Source organism: Thalassorhabdomicrobium marinisediminis, from assembly GCF_003072065.1.
In the GTDB taxonomy this organism is placed as follows: domain Bacteria; phylum Pseudomonadota; class Alphaproteobacteria; order Rhodobacterales; family Rhodobacteraceae; genus Octadecabacter; species Octadecabacter marinisediminis.
The window spans coordinates 188474-204148 of the sequence record NZ_QCYG01000002.1 but is presented as its reverse complement, the minus strand read 5'-3'; the positions used below and the strand labels follow the sequence as shown (position 1 = coordinate 204148).

Annotated in this window: 15 protein-coding genes; 5 read left to right on the top strand and 10 right to left on the bottom strand. The window is 63.4% G+C overall.

Annotated features, from left to right (window positions below):
• The first annotated feature begins 225 nt into the window (after positions 1-225).
• Entirely contained in the window at positions 226-783 is a 558-nt protein-coding gene (gene dalA / locus DC363_RS03360; RefSeq protein ID WP_108639721.1) for a divisome-associated lipoprotein DalA, read from the top strand.
• Between the two features lie 3 nt (positions 784-786).
• Here dalA and DC363_RS03355 read toward each other — a convergent pair whose 3' ends face one another.
• The 8 genes from DC363_RS03355 to hslO all read right to left on the bottom strand — a co-directional run bounded on the left by DC363_RS03355 (position 787) and on the right by hslO (position 9670).
• A complete protein-coding gene (locus tag DC363_RS03355; RefSeq protein ID WP_196778368.1) occupies positions 787-1278 on the bottom strand; it encodes a L,D-transpeptidase family protein in 492 nt (163 codons plus the stop codon).
• Positions 1279-1359: 81 nt separating this feature from the next.
• Entirely contained in the window at positions 1360-2562 is a 1203-nt protein-coding gene (locus DC363_RS03350) for a class I SAM-dependent RNA methyltransferase (protein WP_108639720.1), read from the bottom strand.
• Positions 2563-4413, bottom strand: coding sequence for an ABC transporter ATP-binding protein (locus DC363_RS03345; RefSeq protein WP_108639719.1), 1851 nt, complete (start codon positions 4411-4413; stop codon positions 2563-2565).
• Positions 4410-6254: an ABC transporter ATP-binding protein gene (locus DC363_RS03340; RefSeq protein ID WP_108639718.1), complete on the bottom strand. Its 1845-nt coding sequence runs from the start codon at positions 6252-6254 to the stop codon at positions 4410-4412. The genes DC363_RS03345 and DC363_RS03340 overlap by 4 nt, the downstream gene beginning before the upstream one ends.
• A 42-nt stretch (positions 6255-6296) precedes the next feature.
• Positions 6297-6869 (bottom strand): LysE family translocator, encoded by a 573-nt coding sequence (locus tag DC363_RS03335; protein ID WP_108639717.1) that lies wholly within the window; start codon positions 6867-6869, stop codon positions 6297-6299.
• Positions 6866-7990, bottom strand: a complete 1125-nt coding sequence (locus DC363_RS03330) for a CCA tRNA nucleotidyltransferase (protein ID WP_108639943.1) — start codon at positions 7988-7990, stop codon at positions 6866-6868. Before DC363_RS03330 ends, DC363_RS03335 begins: the two co-directional genes overlap by 4 nt.
• An 86-nt stretch (positions 7991-8076) precedes the next feature.
• Positions 8077-8670: a CoA pyrophosphatase gene (locus DC363_RS03325; protein WP_108639716.1), complete on the bottom strand. Its 594-nt coding sequence runs from the start codon at positions 8668-8670 to the stop codon at positions 8077-8079.
• Positions 8657-9670 (bottom strand): Hsp33 family molecular chaperone HslO, encoded by a 1014-nt coding sequence (gene hslO / locus DC363_RS03320; protein ID WP_108639715.1) that lies wholly within the window; start codon positions 9668-9670, stop codon positions 8657-8659. Before hslO ends, DC363_RS03325 begins: the two co-directional genes overlap by 14 nt.
• Positions 9671-9743: 73 nt before the next feature.
• Here hslO and DC363_RS03315 point away from each other — a divergent pair, with 73 nt between their 5' ends.
• The 4 genes from DC363_RS03315 to msrA all read left to right on the top strand — a co-directional run bounded on the left by DC363_RS03315 (position 9744) and on the right by msrA (position 12553).
• Positions 9744-10175: an NUDIX domain-containing protein gene (locus tag DC363_RS03315; RefSeq protein ID WP_108639714.1), complete on the top strand. Its 432-nt coding sequence runs from the start codon at positions 9744-9746 to the stop codon at positions 10173-10175.
• A gap of 48 nt (positions 10176-10223) precedes the next feature.
• Positions 10224-11447 carry an argininosuccinate synthase gene (locus DC363_RS03310; RefSeq protein ID WP_108639713.1) on the top strand — a complete coding sequence of 408 codons (1224 nt, stop codon included), beginning with the start codon at positions 10224-10226 and terminating at the stop codon, positions 11445-11447.
• Positions 11444-11755, top strand: coding sequence for an SCP2 sterol-binding domain-containing protein (locus DC363_RS03305; RefSeq protein ID WP_241962905.1), 312 nt, complete (start codon positions 11444-11446; stop codon positions 11753-11755). The genes DC363_RS03310 and DC363_RS03305 overlap by 4 nt, the downstream gene beginning before the upstream one ends.
• A 132-nt stretch (positions 11756-11887) precedes the next feature.
• Positions 11888-12553 (top strand): peptide-methionine (S)-S-oxide reductase MsrA, encoded by a 666-nt coding sequence (msrA, locus tag DC363_RS03300; RefSeq protein WP_108639941.1) that lies wholly within the window; start codon positions 11888-11890, stop codon positions 12551-12553.
• Here the strand turns inward: msrA and DC363_RS03295 are convergent.
• Positions 12543-13409, bottom strand: coding sequence for a ribokinase (locus tag DC363_RS03295; protein WP_108639712.1), 867 nt, complete (start codon positions 13407-13409; stop codon positions 12543-12545). The two genes, msrA and DC363_RS03295, sit on opposite strands and share 11 nt — an antisense overlap.
• Positions 13406-15667, bottom strand: a complete 2262-nt coding sequence (locus DC363_RS03290) for an NADP-dependent malic enzyme (RefSeq protein ID WP_108639940.1) — start codon at positions 15665-15667, stop codon at positions 13406-13408. The genes DC363_RS03295 and DC363_RS03290 overlap by 4 nt, the downstream gene beginning before the upstream one ends.
• Positions 15668-15675 lie beyond the last annotated feature (8 nt).

The following is a 15675-nucleotide window of genomic DNA, read 5'->3' as shown; positions in this document are numbered from 1 at the left end:
TGTAAGCCATAGGCACCCAAGACTTCCCTCTCGTCATGGCAAACACGAAATTACCCTTTATGCAAAGGCCTTTGTCCGGGTCGCGCCAGAAGTTCGACGAAATGTCGTCAATTGAGCAACACCCCATTTTGCGCGGCAAGCGGGCTTTGGCCATGTCACGCGCTTGTGGGTTTGAATTGCCGTGCGGGTCAGGGTATGGCGAACGAAACAAGTTTGAGGGCTGATATGCTGCGCCGTTCCTTCATTTTGGGTCTGATGGCCATGGGCCTTACCGCATGTGGTGCCCCGCAGGCGCCGGTTGGGCCGGATGGATTGCCGGTGCGTCAGGTCTATCGAATCAGCGAGCAGGATTCTGACAGTGTGCAGTTCCGCATGTTGGACGGCCTGAACGCCCTGCGCGAAGCGGCCGGCGCGCGGCCGGTCCGGCTGAATGCCCAGTTGAACGCCGCCGCTGCGACCCATTCCCGGGACATGTCGGTGCAGAATCGCCCGTGGCATTTCGGCTCTGACGGGTCCTCGCCCATCGACCGGCTGCGGCGCGTGGGCTATGGCGGCCAGCTTCGGGGCGAGAATATCTCGGAAACCTATGAAACCGAGCTTGAGACACTGGCCGCTTGGATGCAAAATCCGGCGACGCGCGATGTGTTGCTCGACCCAAAAGCCAACGAGCTGGGATTTTCATGGTTTCAGGAGACCAACGGCAAGATCTGGTGGACCCTTATCCTCGCCAACTCGGAAGAGCGCGCGATCATCGCGCAGGAAAATCCGGTTCCGCTACAGTAGACCTCAGGCGGAGATGAAGATCGGCGTGCCGACGTTTACCATCGCGTAGATGTCCTCCATCTCGCGGTTCTTCACCGCAAGGCAGCCCCACGTCCAATCCGGCGTTCCCCGATATTGCTTCGGCGTGCCGTGGATGAAAATGTCCCCACCCGGAGATCGGCCCATCGCATGGGCTTTGGCCCGGTCGGTCTGGTCCGGATAGGATATACCGATCGACAGGTAGAACCGGCTGTTGGGGTTCTTGCGGTCGATGAAATAAGTGCCTTCGGGCGTGCGGCCGTCGCCTTCGACCTCTTTATGACCCGTCGGTGCGAAGCCAAGCTCGAAATCATACTCTTCCAGAACGGTGTCGTTGTTGAGCAGATACATCTTCCGGCGCGCCTTTTGCACGACGATGCTGGTCACCGGCGGGCCGGTATAGACGCGGAATTTGTTCGAACATGCGGTCAGCGCAAACAGGGCGGCGGCACTGGTAAAGGTCCGGCGGTTCATCATCGGTCTGGGTCCTGCTTCACTGCTTTTCTTTTCGCATACCGCAACTGCGGCCACATTTCTACAGCGCTGTGCAGCAGGGGGTTACGGGCGTGACAATTCGCCGACAACCTCGATATGCGGGGACCAGCGGAACTGGTCGATCACGTCCAGTTGGTCCAGCACGAACCCCGCCTCGGTAAGTGTCTGCACGTCCCGGGCAAAGGTGACCGGGTTGCACGATACCATCACCACCCGCCGCAAGTCCGATGCGGCAATGGCCCTGACCTGCGCTTCGGCGCCTGCGCGCGGGGGGTCCAGAAGGGCGAGGTCGAAGCGGTTCAATTCGTCCGGCTCAAGCGGTCGCCGGAACAGGTCGCGGACCTCGGTCGTCACTGGCCGGAGGTGCTGGCCATGCCGCCACCCGCGGTCCAGCGCTTGCAACAGCTCTGAATCGCCTTCGACCGCATGCACCGAGGCCCCTTGCGCCAGCGGCAGGGTGAAGGTGCCCGCCCCCGAGAACAAATCGACGATACGCCCCGCACCGGTCACCGCGCCGAGCACGGAGTGCACCATGGCGGCCTCTCCTTCGCGGGTGGCCTGCAGGAACGCGCCCGACGGGGGGGCCACGCGGGTCGTGCCAAACTGTTGCTGCGGGTCCTTGCGGGTCACGACGACATCGTCGTTCCACGCCAACCGCGCAAGGTCATGGACCTCGGCCAGCGCCGCAAGCTCGATCCGCAACGGTCCGGTCAGCTCGCGCTCGGTCTCAACCAGAACGTCCAGCCCCCCAAGCGTGTCGGTCACCGTGAGGTTCACCTCAGACTTGCGCGAGGCGGCGATCACGGTCAGCGCCTCGAACGCCGGAAAGCCCGCCATGATCGACGGCATCAGAAGCTGGCAATCGGGGATCTCGATCAACGCGTCCGAGGCTTTGGCGTGAAACCCGACCATCGCGCCCTTTTTCGTGCGGCGCCCCGAGAGTCTCGCACGACGTCGGCTTTGCGGAGGCGACGTGTGCAGGCTGCGAAACGGAAACGGCAAGCCCCGCGCGGCCAAGGCGCGTTCGACCACCGTCTTCTTCCACTCACCCACGAAACCGTCGCTGGCATGTTGCAGCGCGCAGCCGCCGCAGCTTTTGAAATGGCGGCACGGCGGCTTTACGCGGTCGACCACCGGCGTGATGATCCGCGCACTTCCATCCGGTTGCACTTCAACCTCTTCCCCGGGGAGGACGCGATCCAGAAGGGTGCCGTCGGGCAATTGCCCCTGCCCCGTCAATGTCAGCCGCTCAATCGTCTGTGTCATCTATTCCGCCGCATCCCGATCTGACCGGAAGCCGCCGGACTGGCGGTTCCAGTAATTTGCATAAGTGCCGTTCTTGGCCAGCAGGTCTTCGTGCCGTCCTTCTTCGACAATGCGGCCCTGTTCCAGCACGATGATCCGGTCCATCCCCGCAATCGTCGACAACCGGTGCGCGATGGCCACAACTGTCTTGCCGGTCATCGCCCGGTCAAGTGCCTGCTGAATGGCGGCTTCCACCTCACTGTCGAGGGCCGAGGTCGCTTCGTCCAGCACAAGGATTGGCGCGTCTTTCAGCATCGCCCGCGCAAGGGCGATCCGCTGGCGCTGCCCACCGGAAAGCTTCACCCCGCGTTCGCCCAGATGGGCATCATAGCCCGAGCGGCCGGTGTCGTCCCGCAAGTCCTGAATGAACGCATGGGCCTCGGCCTTCTTTGCGGCGGCGATCATTTCTTCGTCGGTCGCATAGGGCCGGCCATAGGTGATATTCTCGCGCGCGGAGCGGTTGAACATCGCGGTTTCCTGCGTGACCATGCCGATGCTGGCGCGCAAACTGTCCTGTGTGACCGTATCAATCGGCTGGCCGTCGATCAGCACGCTGCCCTCCTCGGGATCGTAGAGCCGCAGCAACAGCGCCACGAGGGTCGATTTCCCCGCGCCCGAGGCGCCGACGATGCCCAGCTTCTCGCCCGGTTGGATCGTCAGGTTGATGCCGCCCACGCCGCCGCTTTCACCGCCATACTGGAACGACACATTGCGGAATTCGATCCGGGCGTCCTGAACCTGCAGCGGGGCCGCGTTGGGGTCGTCGATCAGCTTGTGGCGCGGGGTCAGGGTCTTCATTCCGTCCTCAACCTCCCCCACGTGCGAAAAGATCGCCATGAGAACGAAGCTGACCCAGCCGGTCATCTGGCTCAGGCGGATCGACATCGCGCCGACGGCGGCCAGATCGCCCGGCGTCACGCCCGCGTCGCGCATCGTCAGCCCGAAGCCGACCATCGCCAGCGGAAGAATCCCCGCCAGCGTGATAAGCCCGAACCGGAACAGCACCGCAACCTCACCATAATCAATCGCGCGGATGCGCAGATCCTGCATCGCCAGTTGCGCGGTGTCCGTCTCATGCCGGGTTCCGGCGAACAGCTTCACGGTCTTGATGTTGGTGATCGTGTCGACCACCTGCCCCGTCAGCATCGCCTGCGCCCCGGCCCGCGCCTTTGAGCGGCCCCGGATGCGCGGCAGGAAGCTGCGCAGGAAGATCACGTAGCTTGCGAACCACAGCGCAAGGATCACCAAAAGCCGCGCGTCGATGCCGATGATGAGCACCGCTGTCCCCGCAACCGTGGCGAGGGCGAAGAACACGGTGTTGACCGTCTCGATGATCGTTTCCGTGAGGGACCGGGCCACCTGCATCTGCTTTTGCGCGATCCGCCCGGCGAAGTCGTTGTCGAAGAACGTGACCGCCTGCCCCAAAGTCCAGCGATGCAACCGCCCGACGACAAGGGTGAATAGGTTCGGCGCAACGACGACGGACTGAAACGCCGAAGACAGGCCGAACAGCGCTGGGCGTAAGAACAAAAGCAGCAGCACCGCCGCGACGAGGAGCCCCGCGCTGTCCCCGATCGGCGCGGGTGAGGCCGCGATATCGACCACCCGCCCCAACAGATACATCGCTAGAACCTCGGTCCCGCCCGCCAGGGCCGACACTATCGCGGCCAGCGCGATCACCCGCCACGCGCCGGACAGGGCCCAGCGGAAAAAGCGGGCAAGGGTCACGGGCGGCGGGCCGTCGGCCTCCATCCGACTGTCAATCAAACCGGCCAGACGGCGCACCAGTGATTCGTATAACCGCGTGATCATATCGCTGCCCCGTCCGTTCCGATAAACCCGCCCGATTGGCGCTGCCAGAAGCCCGCATAAGCCCCGCCCTGCGCCAGAAGCGCGTCGTGGGTGCCATCCTCGACGATGCGTCCGTCCTCAAGCACCAGAATCCGGTCCATATGGGCGATGGTCGAAAGCCTGTGAGCAATCGCGATCACAGTCTTGCCCTCCATCATCCGGTAAAGCGTGGATTGGATCGCGGCCTCAACCTCACTGTCGAGCGCGCTGGTCGCCTCGTCCAGCAGCAGGATCGGCGCGTCCTTGAGCATGACCCGCGCCAGCGTGATCCGTTGCCGCTGACCGCCGGACAGTTTCACGCCACGCTCGCCCACTTGCGCGTCATATCCGGTGCGGCCTTCGGCGTCCTGCAGATCAAGAATGAAATCATGTGCTTCGGCCTGTTTGGCCGCGGCGATCATCTGCGCCTCGGTCGCCTCGGGATTGCCGTAAAGGATGTTGTCCCGGACCGAGCGATGCAGCAGCGCGCTGTCCTGCTGCACCATGCCGATGGCGCGACGCAAGCTGTCTTGCGACACTTTGGCGATGTCCTGACCGTCGATGAGAATGTGCCCCTGTTCCGCATCGTAGAAACGAAGCAGAAGCTTCACGAGCGTCGATTTTCCGGCACCGGATTTCCCGATCAAGCCGACCTTCTGCCCGGCAGGGATCGACAGCGTGAGCCCCTCAAGCCCGCCCGAGGTGCGACCGTAATGGTGCGTCAGCCCTTCAAGCATGATGGCCCCCTGCGTGACCTCCAGCTCTGGCGTTTTCGGATCATCGACCAGCGTGATCGGCTGCGCAATCGTCTCCATCCCTTCGGAAATGATCCCGAGGTTCTGGAACAGGTCCGTCACCGCCCACATGATCCAACCGGTCATCGAATTGAGCCGCAGCGTCAACGCGGCCGCCGCCGCCACGATCCCCGCCGTCGCCAAACCGCCAGACCAAAGCCACAGCGCCCAGCCGACAACGGTGACAATCAGCAAGCCGTTCAATAGGACCAACGCCACATCCATGATGGTATAGAGCCGCATTTCCCGTTGCAGCGCGACCCGCGTCTTCTCGATCGCCTCGCGGGCGTAGTCGATCTCGCGGTCGTGGTGCGCGAACATCTTGACCGAATGGATGTTGGTGTAACTGTCAACGACGCGGCCCGTCACCTCGGAGCGGGCATCGGAGGAGGCCTTGGCCGCCGGCCCCACCCGCCGGATCGTCCAGCGCATGAGCAGCACGTAGAGCACGAACCAGATCACCATCGGCAACAGCAAGCGCGGATCGGCCCCCAGCAACAGCACGCCCGCCCCGACGATATAAGCCAGCGCGAAGGTCACCGCGTCGAACACCTGAAACGCGACCTCTCCGGCGGCGGGCGGGGTCTGCATGATACGGTTGGCAATGCGTCCGGCGAAATCATTCTCGAACCAGCCGATGGACTGGCGCAACACGTGACGATGCGCGCGCCAGCGGACCAGCGTGCCGAAGTTGGGAATGATCGTCTGGTTGAGCAGCGACACATCGATGACCTGAAACAGCGGCCGCAGCAGTAAGAGAAACACGCCGACGGCGATGAACTCCCACCCGTAGTCCTGCCAGAACGTCGCCTCACTCCCCGGTGCGATCAGGTCCACCACCCGCCCCATATAGGCGATCAGCGCGATTTCGACCGTGGCGACGATGACCGACATCACCCCCGCCGCCCAGAACACCCGCCGGAACGGGCGGGCATAGGCTTTCAGGAACGGCCAGAGCCGCTTGGGCGGGATGTCCGCTTGGGCGTAGGGCGCATAGGGATCGACAAGGTTTTCAAAGAACCGGAACATGTGCGGGGGGCTCCTTTCCGCACAGACATAGACTGGAACCGATCAGAGGAAAACCAGCGCCGAGAAGAGCGCAAGCGCCACCGCCATGAGGCGCATGAAAATCCGGTGCTTCAGCGGGTCGCTCAGCAATGATTTCAGCAGGCTTCCGGCGTAGGTCCAGAACAGGCACACGAAGAGGTTGAGCGACGAGAACGTCAGCGCCAGCGTCGCCCCCTGCGTCACCGGGGGCAGCTCAGCCACAAAGGCCGACGCCGCCAGCGCCACGGCCCAGACCTTGGGATTGACCCACTGGAACAAGACCGCCTCAACAAAGGTGAAGGGCCGATCCGCCTTGCGCGCAGCCGTCGGGGTCGCGTTCCAGAGTTTCCAGGCGAGCCAAAGAATCCAGAAGGCCGCGATCACGGTCAGCGCCAGCCGGAGCGACGGATAAGCCGTGAGCAACACGCCCAACCCAAGCCCCGTAACAAAGGCGATCACCCCGCAGCCCAGCGCCACCCCGATCAGGTGCGGCAGAGTGGCCCGAAACCCGAACCGTGCGCCGGACGTGGCCAGCAGGATGACGTTCGGACCGGGGGAAAACAGGCCGAGAAATACGAAACTTATAAGGGCCATCATGGATGCGACACCAATTCGACCTTGGTGAGCGTGAAACGGGAGTCGATCCAGAGCTGTTCAAGCCGCTGTAAACGGTCCCCGAGCGCCCTGCCCTGATATTGCGGCATGAGGTCCGCGGCAGCGACCGGAAAGTTCTGCCCCGCGCCCCGCGTCGCGTCGTCAATGGCGTCTTGGTCAACCGGCGCGGTGAGCGTCGCCCAGCGCAACAGCAGGCAATGAAGCGCGTCGGCCGCGCCGTAGCGGTAGCCCAACTCGTGCGGCGGCATGGTAGACCCGGCGGCGTCGGTCACCCGTTCGATCTTGCGGGCAAGCGCCTTGGAGAGGCGAAGCCGCTCTGCCACCTCGTCACAGCCCAAAGAGGCCAGCCGCGTGGCAAGATCCGCCACGGGCACCTGCGCCTGCACCGTCCCCTCAAGATGCACCAGCACCGAGAGCGTGCGCACCCCCGCCCCCGGCAGGATGCGCCACAGCACGCCGGACTGCTCCATCGTGCCGACCACCGGCGCGGGGTCTGTCACGGCAAGCAGGCGCGTCATCTCGGCCCCGATCCGTTCCCGCGAAATCCGCTCAAGCCCTTCGGCCAACGCGGCACAGGCGGCCAGTCCTTCGACGTCAGGTCCCGCGCCCGGCGCCCCGTGCGAGGCCGTGAACCGGAAAAACCGCAAGATACGCAGGTAATCTTCTTTGATGCGGGCCTCGGGCGTGCCGATAAACCGGATGCGGCGGGCTTGGAGGTCGGCAGAACCGCCGACCGGGTCCTGCACGCGACCGGTCCGGTCGGCATAGAAGGCGTTGATGGTGAAATCGCGCCGCATGGCGTCGTCCGAAAGCTGCGTGGAAAAGGCCACGGTCGCGTGGCGCCCGTCGGTCTCGACATCGGTGCGGAACGTCGTGATCTCGTACGGGCGACCCGTGGGTGACACCGCAGTGATGGTCCCGTGATCAATGCCGGTGGGGACGGCTTTCCAACCTTGACCCAAACCCGCTACGATCTGCTCGGACACCCGGGGCAAGGCGTCGGTGCTCAAATCGACATCGTGAACCGGTCGACCAAGCGCGGTGTCGCGCACGCAGCCGCCCACGGCGTGGATCTGTTGGCCCGCATCCTCAAACGCCGCCATGAGCGCTTGCAGGTCTGGATCGACAAGCCAATCAGGCGCGCCGATATGTGCCAGACTGCCGTCCGGGGCCCATGTCAGGTCGCCGCTCACGCCGCCCCCTCTGCCAGATTCCGCAGCATCCGCGCGGTGGCCCCCCAGATGTAGAACGGCCCGTAGGGCAAGGTGTAATACTGCCGGCGATGGCCGTTCCAATAGCGCCCTTCGACCCGGAAGTTCGCGGGTTGCAGAACATGGGATAGCGGCACCTCGAAGATTTCCGCCACTTCGCCCGGCTCGGGCCGGAAGGTCAGGCCCGGCGGCAAAAGTGCGACGACGGGGGTGACGCTGAAGTTGGTGACGGTTTCATGGGTGGGCAAGGTCCCCAACACCCGCGCGGCTGCGGGGTCCAACCCGATCTCTTCCTGCGCCTCGCGCAGGGCGGTGTCCACAAGATCGGCGTCCCAATCCTCTTTCCGGCCACCGGCGAAAGCGATCTGGCCGGGATGATGCTTCAGGTGCGTCGCGCGTTTGGTCAGCACTACGCGCCCATCCTGCGACACCGCCACCAGCACGGCGGCGGGCCGCAACCGGCGCTGCGGGGGCAGGGCCACGTCGGGCGTCAAGTCAAAGTCCGAGGTCGCATGCCGCGCGCGGGTGATCGCCCGGCGCAGCACGCGCTCAAGATCGTCAAGTTTTGACATCGGGGCCTTCGGTTGCCTCGAATCCCAGCGTGTTGGGCTGGAACTCGTAATGCGCGCCGCAGAACTGGCAATCCGCCGTGACGATGCCTTCATCCGTGGTCATGTGTTCGATGTCCTTGGCCGAATAGATCGACAGCGACTGGCGCACCTTCTCGGGTGAGCAGGAACAGCCGAAGGTGACCGGCTGCGGATCGAAGACCCGAGGCTCTTCCTCGTGGAACAGGCGCACCAACAGGTCCGTCGGCTGCACCGAGGGGCCGATCAGCTCCATCTCTTCCGCGGTTTGCATCAACATGGTTGCGCGGGTCCAGTTCTCGCTTTCGTCATCGTCCAGCAGGTTGGCGGCGTTGGTCAAACCGTCGTCGGCAGCCTCATCGTTGCCGGACACCGAGGGCGAGGCTTTGGGCATCGCCTGCATCATGATGCCCCCGGCGCGCCAGGTCTCGGCGCCCCCGGGCACAGAGGCCTTGCCGAAGGTGAGCTGGAACGCGGTGGGCAATTGCTCGGACTGGGCAAAATAGGCTTCGGCACAGGCCGCAAGCGACCCGCCGGCGATGGGGGTGATCCCCTGATAAGGGGTCGTGCCCTGACCCTGGTCGATCAGGATCGCGAAATAGCCCTTGCCGATCTGCTGGAACGGATCCCCCGTGGGATCGATCCGCTCTTTGTCGTAGCTGGCATAGGCCCGGATGCGCGCAGGCTCTCCGTCGTCGGTGGGCCCGTAATAATCGGTGGCGATCAAACGCGCCGGACCATCGCCGCGCACCTGCAACGACAGCTTCCAGCGCAGCTTGACGGTCTGGCCGATCAGCGCGGTGAGCAGGGCCATCTCGGCCACCAGGGCCTCAACCGCCGGGGGATAGTCGTGCTGTGACAGCACCTGATCGAGCACCCCGTCAAGACGCGCCACCCGGCCACGAATGTCTGAGCGATCAAGCTGAAAAGGAAGGACGGTGTCGTCCCAGGCGATGTTCGATGCGGTCGTGGTGGCGTTGGTCATGGGCTTTCCTAACAGGTCGGGGCTTGGCATACCGCGTCCATATAGGTGCGGCAAGGCGGGGAAAAAGGGCGCGATGAGGCGTTACGGCAAGAGCAGCGACCCATACAGGCGATATCGGCTGCGGCCGGGGGCTTATGTGATCCTGCTTCGCGGGGGGCAGCTTCTGCTCACAAGGCAGGATGGCGACACCCCCGAGATGCAATTGCCCGGCGGCGGGATCGACCCCGATGAGCATGCGATCCCCGCGCTGCACCGAGAAGTGATGGAGGAAACCGGCTGGCGGATGAGCAGGCCCCGCCGCCTTGGCGTCTATAAACGCTTTGCTTTCATGACCGAATATGACCTTTGGGCCGAGAAAATCTGCACGATCTACATGGCCCGCCCGACCCTGCGTCTGGGCCCGCCGACCGAAGCGGGGCATACGGCTATCTGGGTGCCCCTGCGCGACGCCCCTTCGGTTTTGACGAACAGTGGCGACGCGGCCTTCGTCGCCAGCTTGCTCTAACCCTCAAATCAGAGTAATCGGCGTTCAATTCAGCCTGAGGAGTTTCCCATGTCCGCACCAAAAAAAGTCGTCCTCGCCTATTCCGGCGGTCTGGACACCTCGATCATCCTGAAATGGTTGCAGGCGGAATACGGGTGTGAGGTTGTGACCTTTACCGCCGATCTGGGGCAGGGCGAAGAGCTTGAGCCCGCCCGCGCGAAGGCGGTGACGCTTGGTATCAAGGAAGAAAACATCTTCATCGAAGACGTGCGCGAAGAGTTCGTGCGCGATTTCGTCTTTCCCATGTTCCGCGCCAATGCGGTCTATGAAGGGCTGTACCTGCTGGGCACCTCCATCGCGCGGCCGCTGATTTCCAAGCGGCTGGTCGAGATTGCCGAAGCCACGGGCGCGGATGCGGTCGCCCACGGCGCGACGGGTAAGGGCAACGATCAGGTGCGGTTCGAACTGGCGGCCTATGCTCTGAACCCCGACATCAAGGTGATCGCGCCATGGCGTGAGTGGGACCTGACCAGCCGGACGAAACTGCTCGAATTCGCCGAGCAGCACCAGATTCCCGTCGCGAAGGACAAGCGCGGTGAGGCGCCGTTCTCGGTCGATGCGAACCTGCTGCACACCTCGTCCGAGGGCAAGGTGCTGGAAGACCCCGCCGAGATGGCGCCGGACTATGTTTATCAGCGCACCGTGAACCCCGAGGACGCGCCGGACACGCCGGAATATGTCGAAATCGGTTTCGAGCGCGGCGATGCCGTCTCGATCAACGGTGAGGCGCTCTCGCCTGCGGAATTACTGACCAAACTCAACGAGCTCGGCGGCAAGCACGGCTGCGGACGTCTGGATCTCGTCGAAGGGCGGTTCGTTGGCATGAAATCGCGGGGCATCTATGAAACACCGGGCGGCACGCTGCTGCTGGAAGCCCACCGCGGGATCGAGTCGATCACCCTTGATCGTGGCGCAGCCCACCTGAAGGACGAGCTGATGCCGCGCTATGCGGAGCTGATCTACAACGGGTTCTGGTATTCCCCCGAGCGCGAAATGCTGCAGGCCGCGATCGACAAATCGCAAGAGCACGTGACCGGAACCGTGCGGCTGAAGCTTTACAAGGGGTCGGCGCAGACCGTGGGCCGCTGGTCCGATCACTCGCTCTACTCCGAAGCGCATGTGACCTTTGAGGACGATGCAGGCGCCTACGACCAGAAGGACGCCGCCGGGTTTATCCAGTTGAACGCGCTGCGCCTGAAGCTTCTGGCCGCGCGCAACCGGAAGCTCAAATGATGGACGCAGCCCCGACGTCACCTGTGCTGGCGGACATTCTGCCTAGGTTGCAGGATGCTCTGAAAACCAAGTCGTTCGACGGCTCGCTCAAGTTCGATTGCGGCGACAGCGGTGTCATCGTTCTTGCCGACGGCACCGCGACCGCGACGGATCAGGCGACCGACTGCACGCTGAAAATGTCCCCGGACAATCTGGTGAAGCTGCTGAAGGGCAAGCTGAACCCGATGACCGCGCTGGCCATGGGCAAGATCCGGATCTCCGGCAATCCGGCTGTGGCCATGAAGTTGTCCGATCTGTTGAAGCGCTGAACGAAAACGGGCAGGAAGGCGATTGAGGCGCTGACTGGCGATCAACAGGACGTGACAATCCTGCAATGCACGCGTCCGTGAATTGCCTGTGACCCCGACTTTCAGAATTGTCCTTCGAAAAGGAGGATGTTCATGACCCGTTCAACCCGAACCCTGAAGACCGCGACTCTAGCCGCCGCGATTGCGCTGGGAAGCCTGATGCAGGCGGCCAAGGCCGATGCGGCCGATATGCAGGTAATCACCGTCGCCGGAGGGTGTTTCTGGTGCGTTGAGGCCGATTTCGAGAAGGTGCAGGGCGTAGCCGAGGTGACCTCGGGCTATACCGGCGGCACCACGGTGAACCCGACCTACCGGCAGGTAACCGGCGGCGATACCGGCCATTACGAAGCGGTCGAGATTGCCTACGACGCCGAGCAGATTTCAGCCCGCCAAATTTACGACCTGTTCTTCCGCTCGGTGGACCCCACGGATGCCGGGGGTCAGTTCTGCGATCGCGGTGATAGTTACCGCACGGCGATTTTTGTCTCTGATCCAGCGGAACGGCAGGCTGCAGAAGCCGCGAAAGCCGTTGCGCAAGCGGAGTTGGGCCGCGAGATCGTGACGCCGATCCTGCCCGCGCAAACGTTCTACGAGGCGGAAGACTACCATCAAGATTACTACAAAGGGCAGGAGCGCGTTTTCACCCGTCGCGGGTTCAAGACCATGGCCGAAGCCTATGATTTCTACCGCGAGGCTTGCGGTCGTGATGCGCGGGTGGCCGACCTTTGGGGCAACGACGCGCCCTTCGTCAAACGCTGAAGGCGCGCACCTCGGCAAGGTCCGGGATCACATCGGCCGTACCGTTCCGCGTCACCATAAGCGCGCCGGCGCGGCCCGCGGTCTCCATGGCCTGCAGCACAGGCTGTCCCCGGTCCAGACCGGCCAGAACGTAACCGGTAAAGGTATCGCCCGCGCCGGTGGTGTCGACGGGTGTCACGGGCAGGGCGGGAACCTCAACCGGATCGTCCGGTCCGAACCAGACCGCACCGTCGCCACCCAGGGTGACGATCACGTCGCGCACGGGAAAATCCCCGGGTCCCTGACCGGTGGCCGCGCGCAGCTGGTCCGCTTCGACCTTGTTGAGGATCAAGAAATCCAGAAACGGAAGCATCTCTTGCGTCTGGTTGGCATCAAAGGGTGCGGCGGCATAGGCCACGTTGAGGCCCATATCCCGCGCAAGCCTTGCCGCCTCAAGCTGGCCATTCACTTCGTTCTGGGTGATAAACCAATCGCCGGTTTTCGCCTGTGTCAGAGACTGTTTCACCGCATCCGCCGAAATTTCGCGATTGGCGCCGGGGAAGATCACGATGTTGTTCTCGCCGCTTTCATCGACATAAATGATCGCGTGACCGGTGGGCGTTTCAAGCGTCGCGATGTCCGTCGTCACGACACCCCATTCCATCAGCCGCTCCACCATCCAGCCGCCATCGCTGCCCACCGCGCCGATGTGCCGGACAGTTGCGCCGGCGCGGGCGGCGGCCACGGACATGTTCGCGCCTTTTCCGCCGATAAAGACACGCAAACCGAGTGCGTCCAAGGTTTCGCCCGGGGCGGGAATGTGGCGGACAGTATAGATATTGTCCGCGTTGATGCTGCCAAGGTTCCAAAGGGTCATTTGTCGCGTGCCGTGCTTGAGGCGAGAACTGCCATGTTGAGGATGTCGTTCACCGTGCTCACGGTGGAACAAATTTGAATCGGGCGATCTATTCCCGCAAGGATCGGCCCGATAACCGTCGCCCCGGCCATTTCCTGCATAAGCTTGACCGAGATCGAGGCCGAATGCCGGGCCGGCATGACAAGGACGTTGGCGGGGCCTGTCAGGCGCGAGAAGGGATAAGCTTCTTGCGCTTGGGCGTTCAGGGCCACATCGACCGTCATTTCCCCTTCATATTCGAAATCAACTCGGCGCTGGTCCAGAACCTCGGGCGCCTTGTGCATCTTTTCGGCCCGCTCAGAGACGGGATAGCCGAAGGTGGAGAACGAAAGGAAGGCGACGCGCGGCTCAAGTCCCAGCGCCCGGGCCACATCCACGCCGCGTTCGGCAATATCCGCCAGATCGGTCTCATCGGGCCATTCATGGACCAACGTGTCCGCGATCAGTACGATCCGCCCCCGGTTGAGGACCGCCGTAACACCCACTGCACCGTCGTGCGGCCCCGCGTCGAACACATGGTTGATAAGTTCGAGCACATGGGCCGATTTGCGCGTGGCCCCCGTCACCATGCCATCCGCGTGCCCGTGGGCCAACATCAGGGACGCGAAAACGTGGCGGTCGCGGGTGGCCATCCGGTGGATATCGCTGCGGTCGTGACCTTTGCGCTGCAAGCGGTTGTAGAGAAATTCCTTGTAGCTGGCGAGGTGCTCGGTGTTGGCCGCATTAACCACTCGCAGCTCGCGCACCGCATCGGCAAGGCCTTCGGCGGTGAGCTTGGCTTTCACGTCGTCCGGGCGACCGACGACCAGCGCGCGCCCGAACCCTGCTCGCTGGTATTGCACCGCAGCACGCAGCACGCGGGGGTCGTCCCCTTCGGCGAAAACAATCGTGTGCTGGTTGGCGCGGGCGCGGGCGTTGATGCCCCGCAGGATCGACGCCGTCGGGTCCATCCGCAGCTTCAGCGCCTCCTCGTACCCTTCCATGTCGACGATAGGACGCCGGGCCACGCCGGTGTCCATGCCCGCCCGCGCAACGGCAGGGGGGACAACATGGATCAGACGCGGATCGAATGGCGTGGGGATGATGTAATCCCGTCCGAAGGTCAGCTTGGTGCCATATGCGACCGCCACCTCGTCAGGCACGTCCTGACGCGCGAGATGGGCGAGGGCATGGGCGCAGGCGATCTTCATCTCGTCATTGATGGCGCGGGCATGGATGTCCAGCGCGCCACGGAACAGATAGGGGAAGCCCAAGACGTTGTTGACCTGATTGGGATAATCGCTACGCCCGGTGGCGACGATGGCGTCGACGCGGACGGCGTGGGCCTCTTCGGGGGTGATTTCCGGATCGGGGTTCGCCATGGCGAAAATCACCGGGTTGTCGGCCATGTTCTTGACCATCTCCGGCGTCACAGCCCCCTTGGCGGACACACCAAGGAACACGTCCGCACCCTCCATCGCCTCTTCCAGCGTGCGCAGCTCCGTGGTGATGGCGTGGGCCGACTTCCACTGGTTCATGCCCTCGGTCCGGCCCTGATAAATGACGCCCTTGGTGTCACACACAATGCAGTTTTCGTGTTTCGCGCCCATGGCTTTGAGCAGTTCGATACAGGCAATCCCGGCTGCCCCCGCGCCGTTCAGGACGATTTTCACGTCCTCGATCTTCTTGTCCGAGATATATAGCGCGTTGATCAGCCCCGCGGCGCAGATCACGGCGGTGCCGTGCTGGTCGTCGTGGAAGACCGGAATGTCCATCTCTTCCTTGAGCCGCTGTTCGATGATGAAACATTCCGGCGCCTTGATGTCCTCAAGGTTGATGCCGCCAAAGGTCGGCCCCATAAGGCGCACCGCTTCGCAGAAGGCGTCCGGGTCCTCGGTGTCGAGCTCGATGTCGATGGAGTTCACGTCGGCGAACCGCTTGAACAGAACAGACTTGCCTTCCATCACCGGTTTCGACCCCAACGCGCCAAGGTTGCCCAACCCGAGCACCGCAGTCCCGTTCGAGATGACGGCCACAAGGTTGCCCTTGTTGGTGTAATCATAGGCCAGTTCGGGCTTCGCCGCGATCTCCTCGCACGGGACCGCGACGCCGGGGGAATAGGCCAGCGACAGGTCCCGCTGTGTGGTCATCGGGACGGTTGCGTTGATCTCCCACTTGCCGGGGGCCGGTTCCAGATGGAACGCCAGTGCATCTTCGCGGGTGACCCGATTTTTGACCATGATATCCT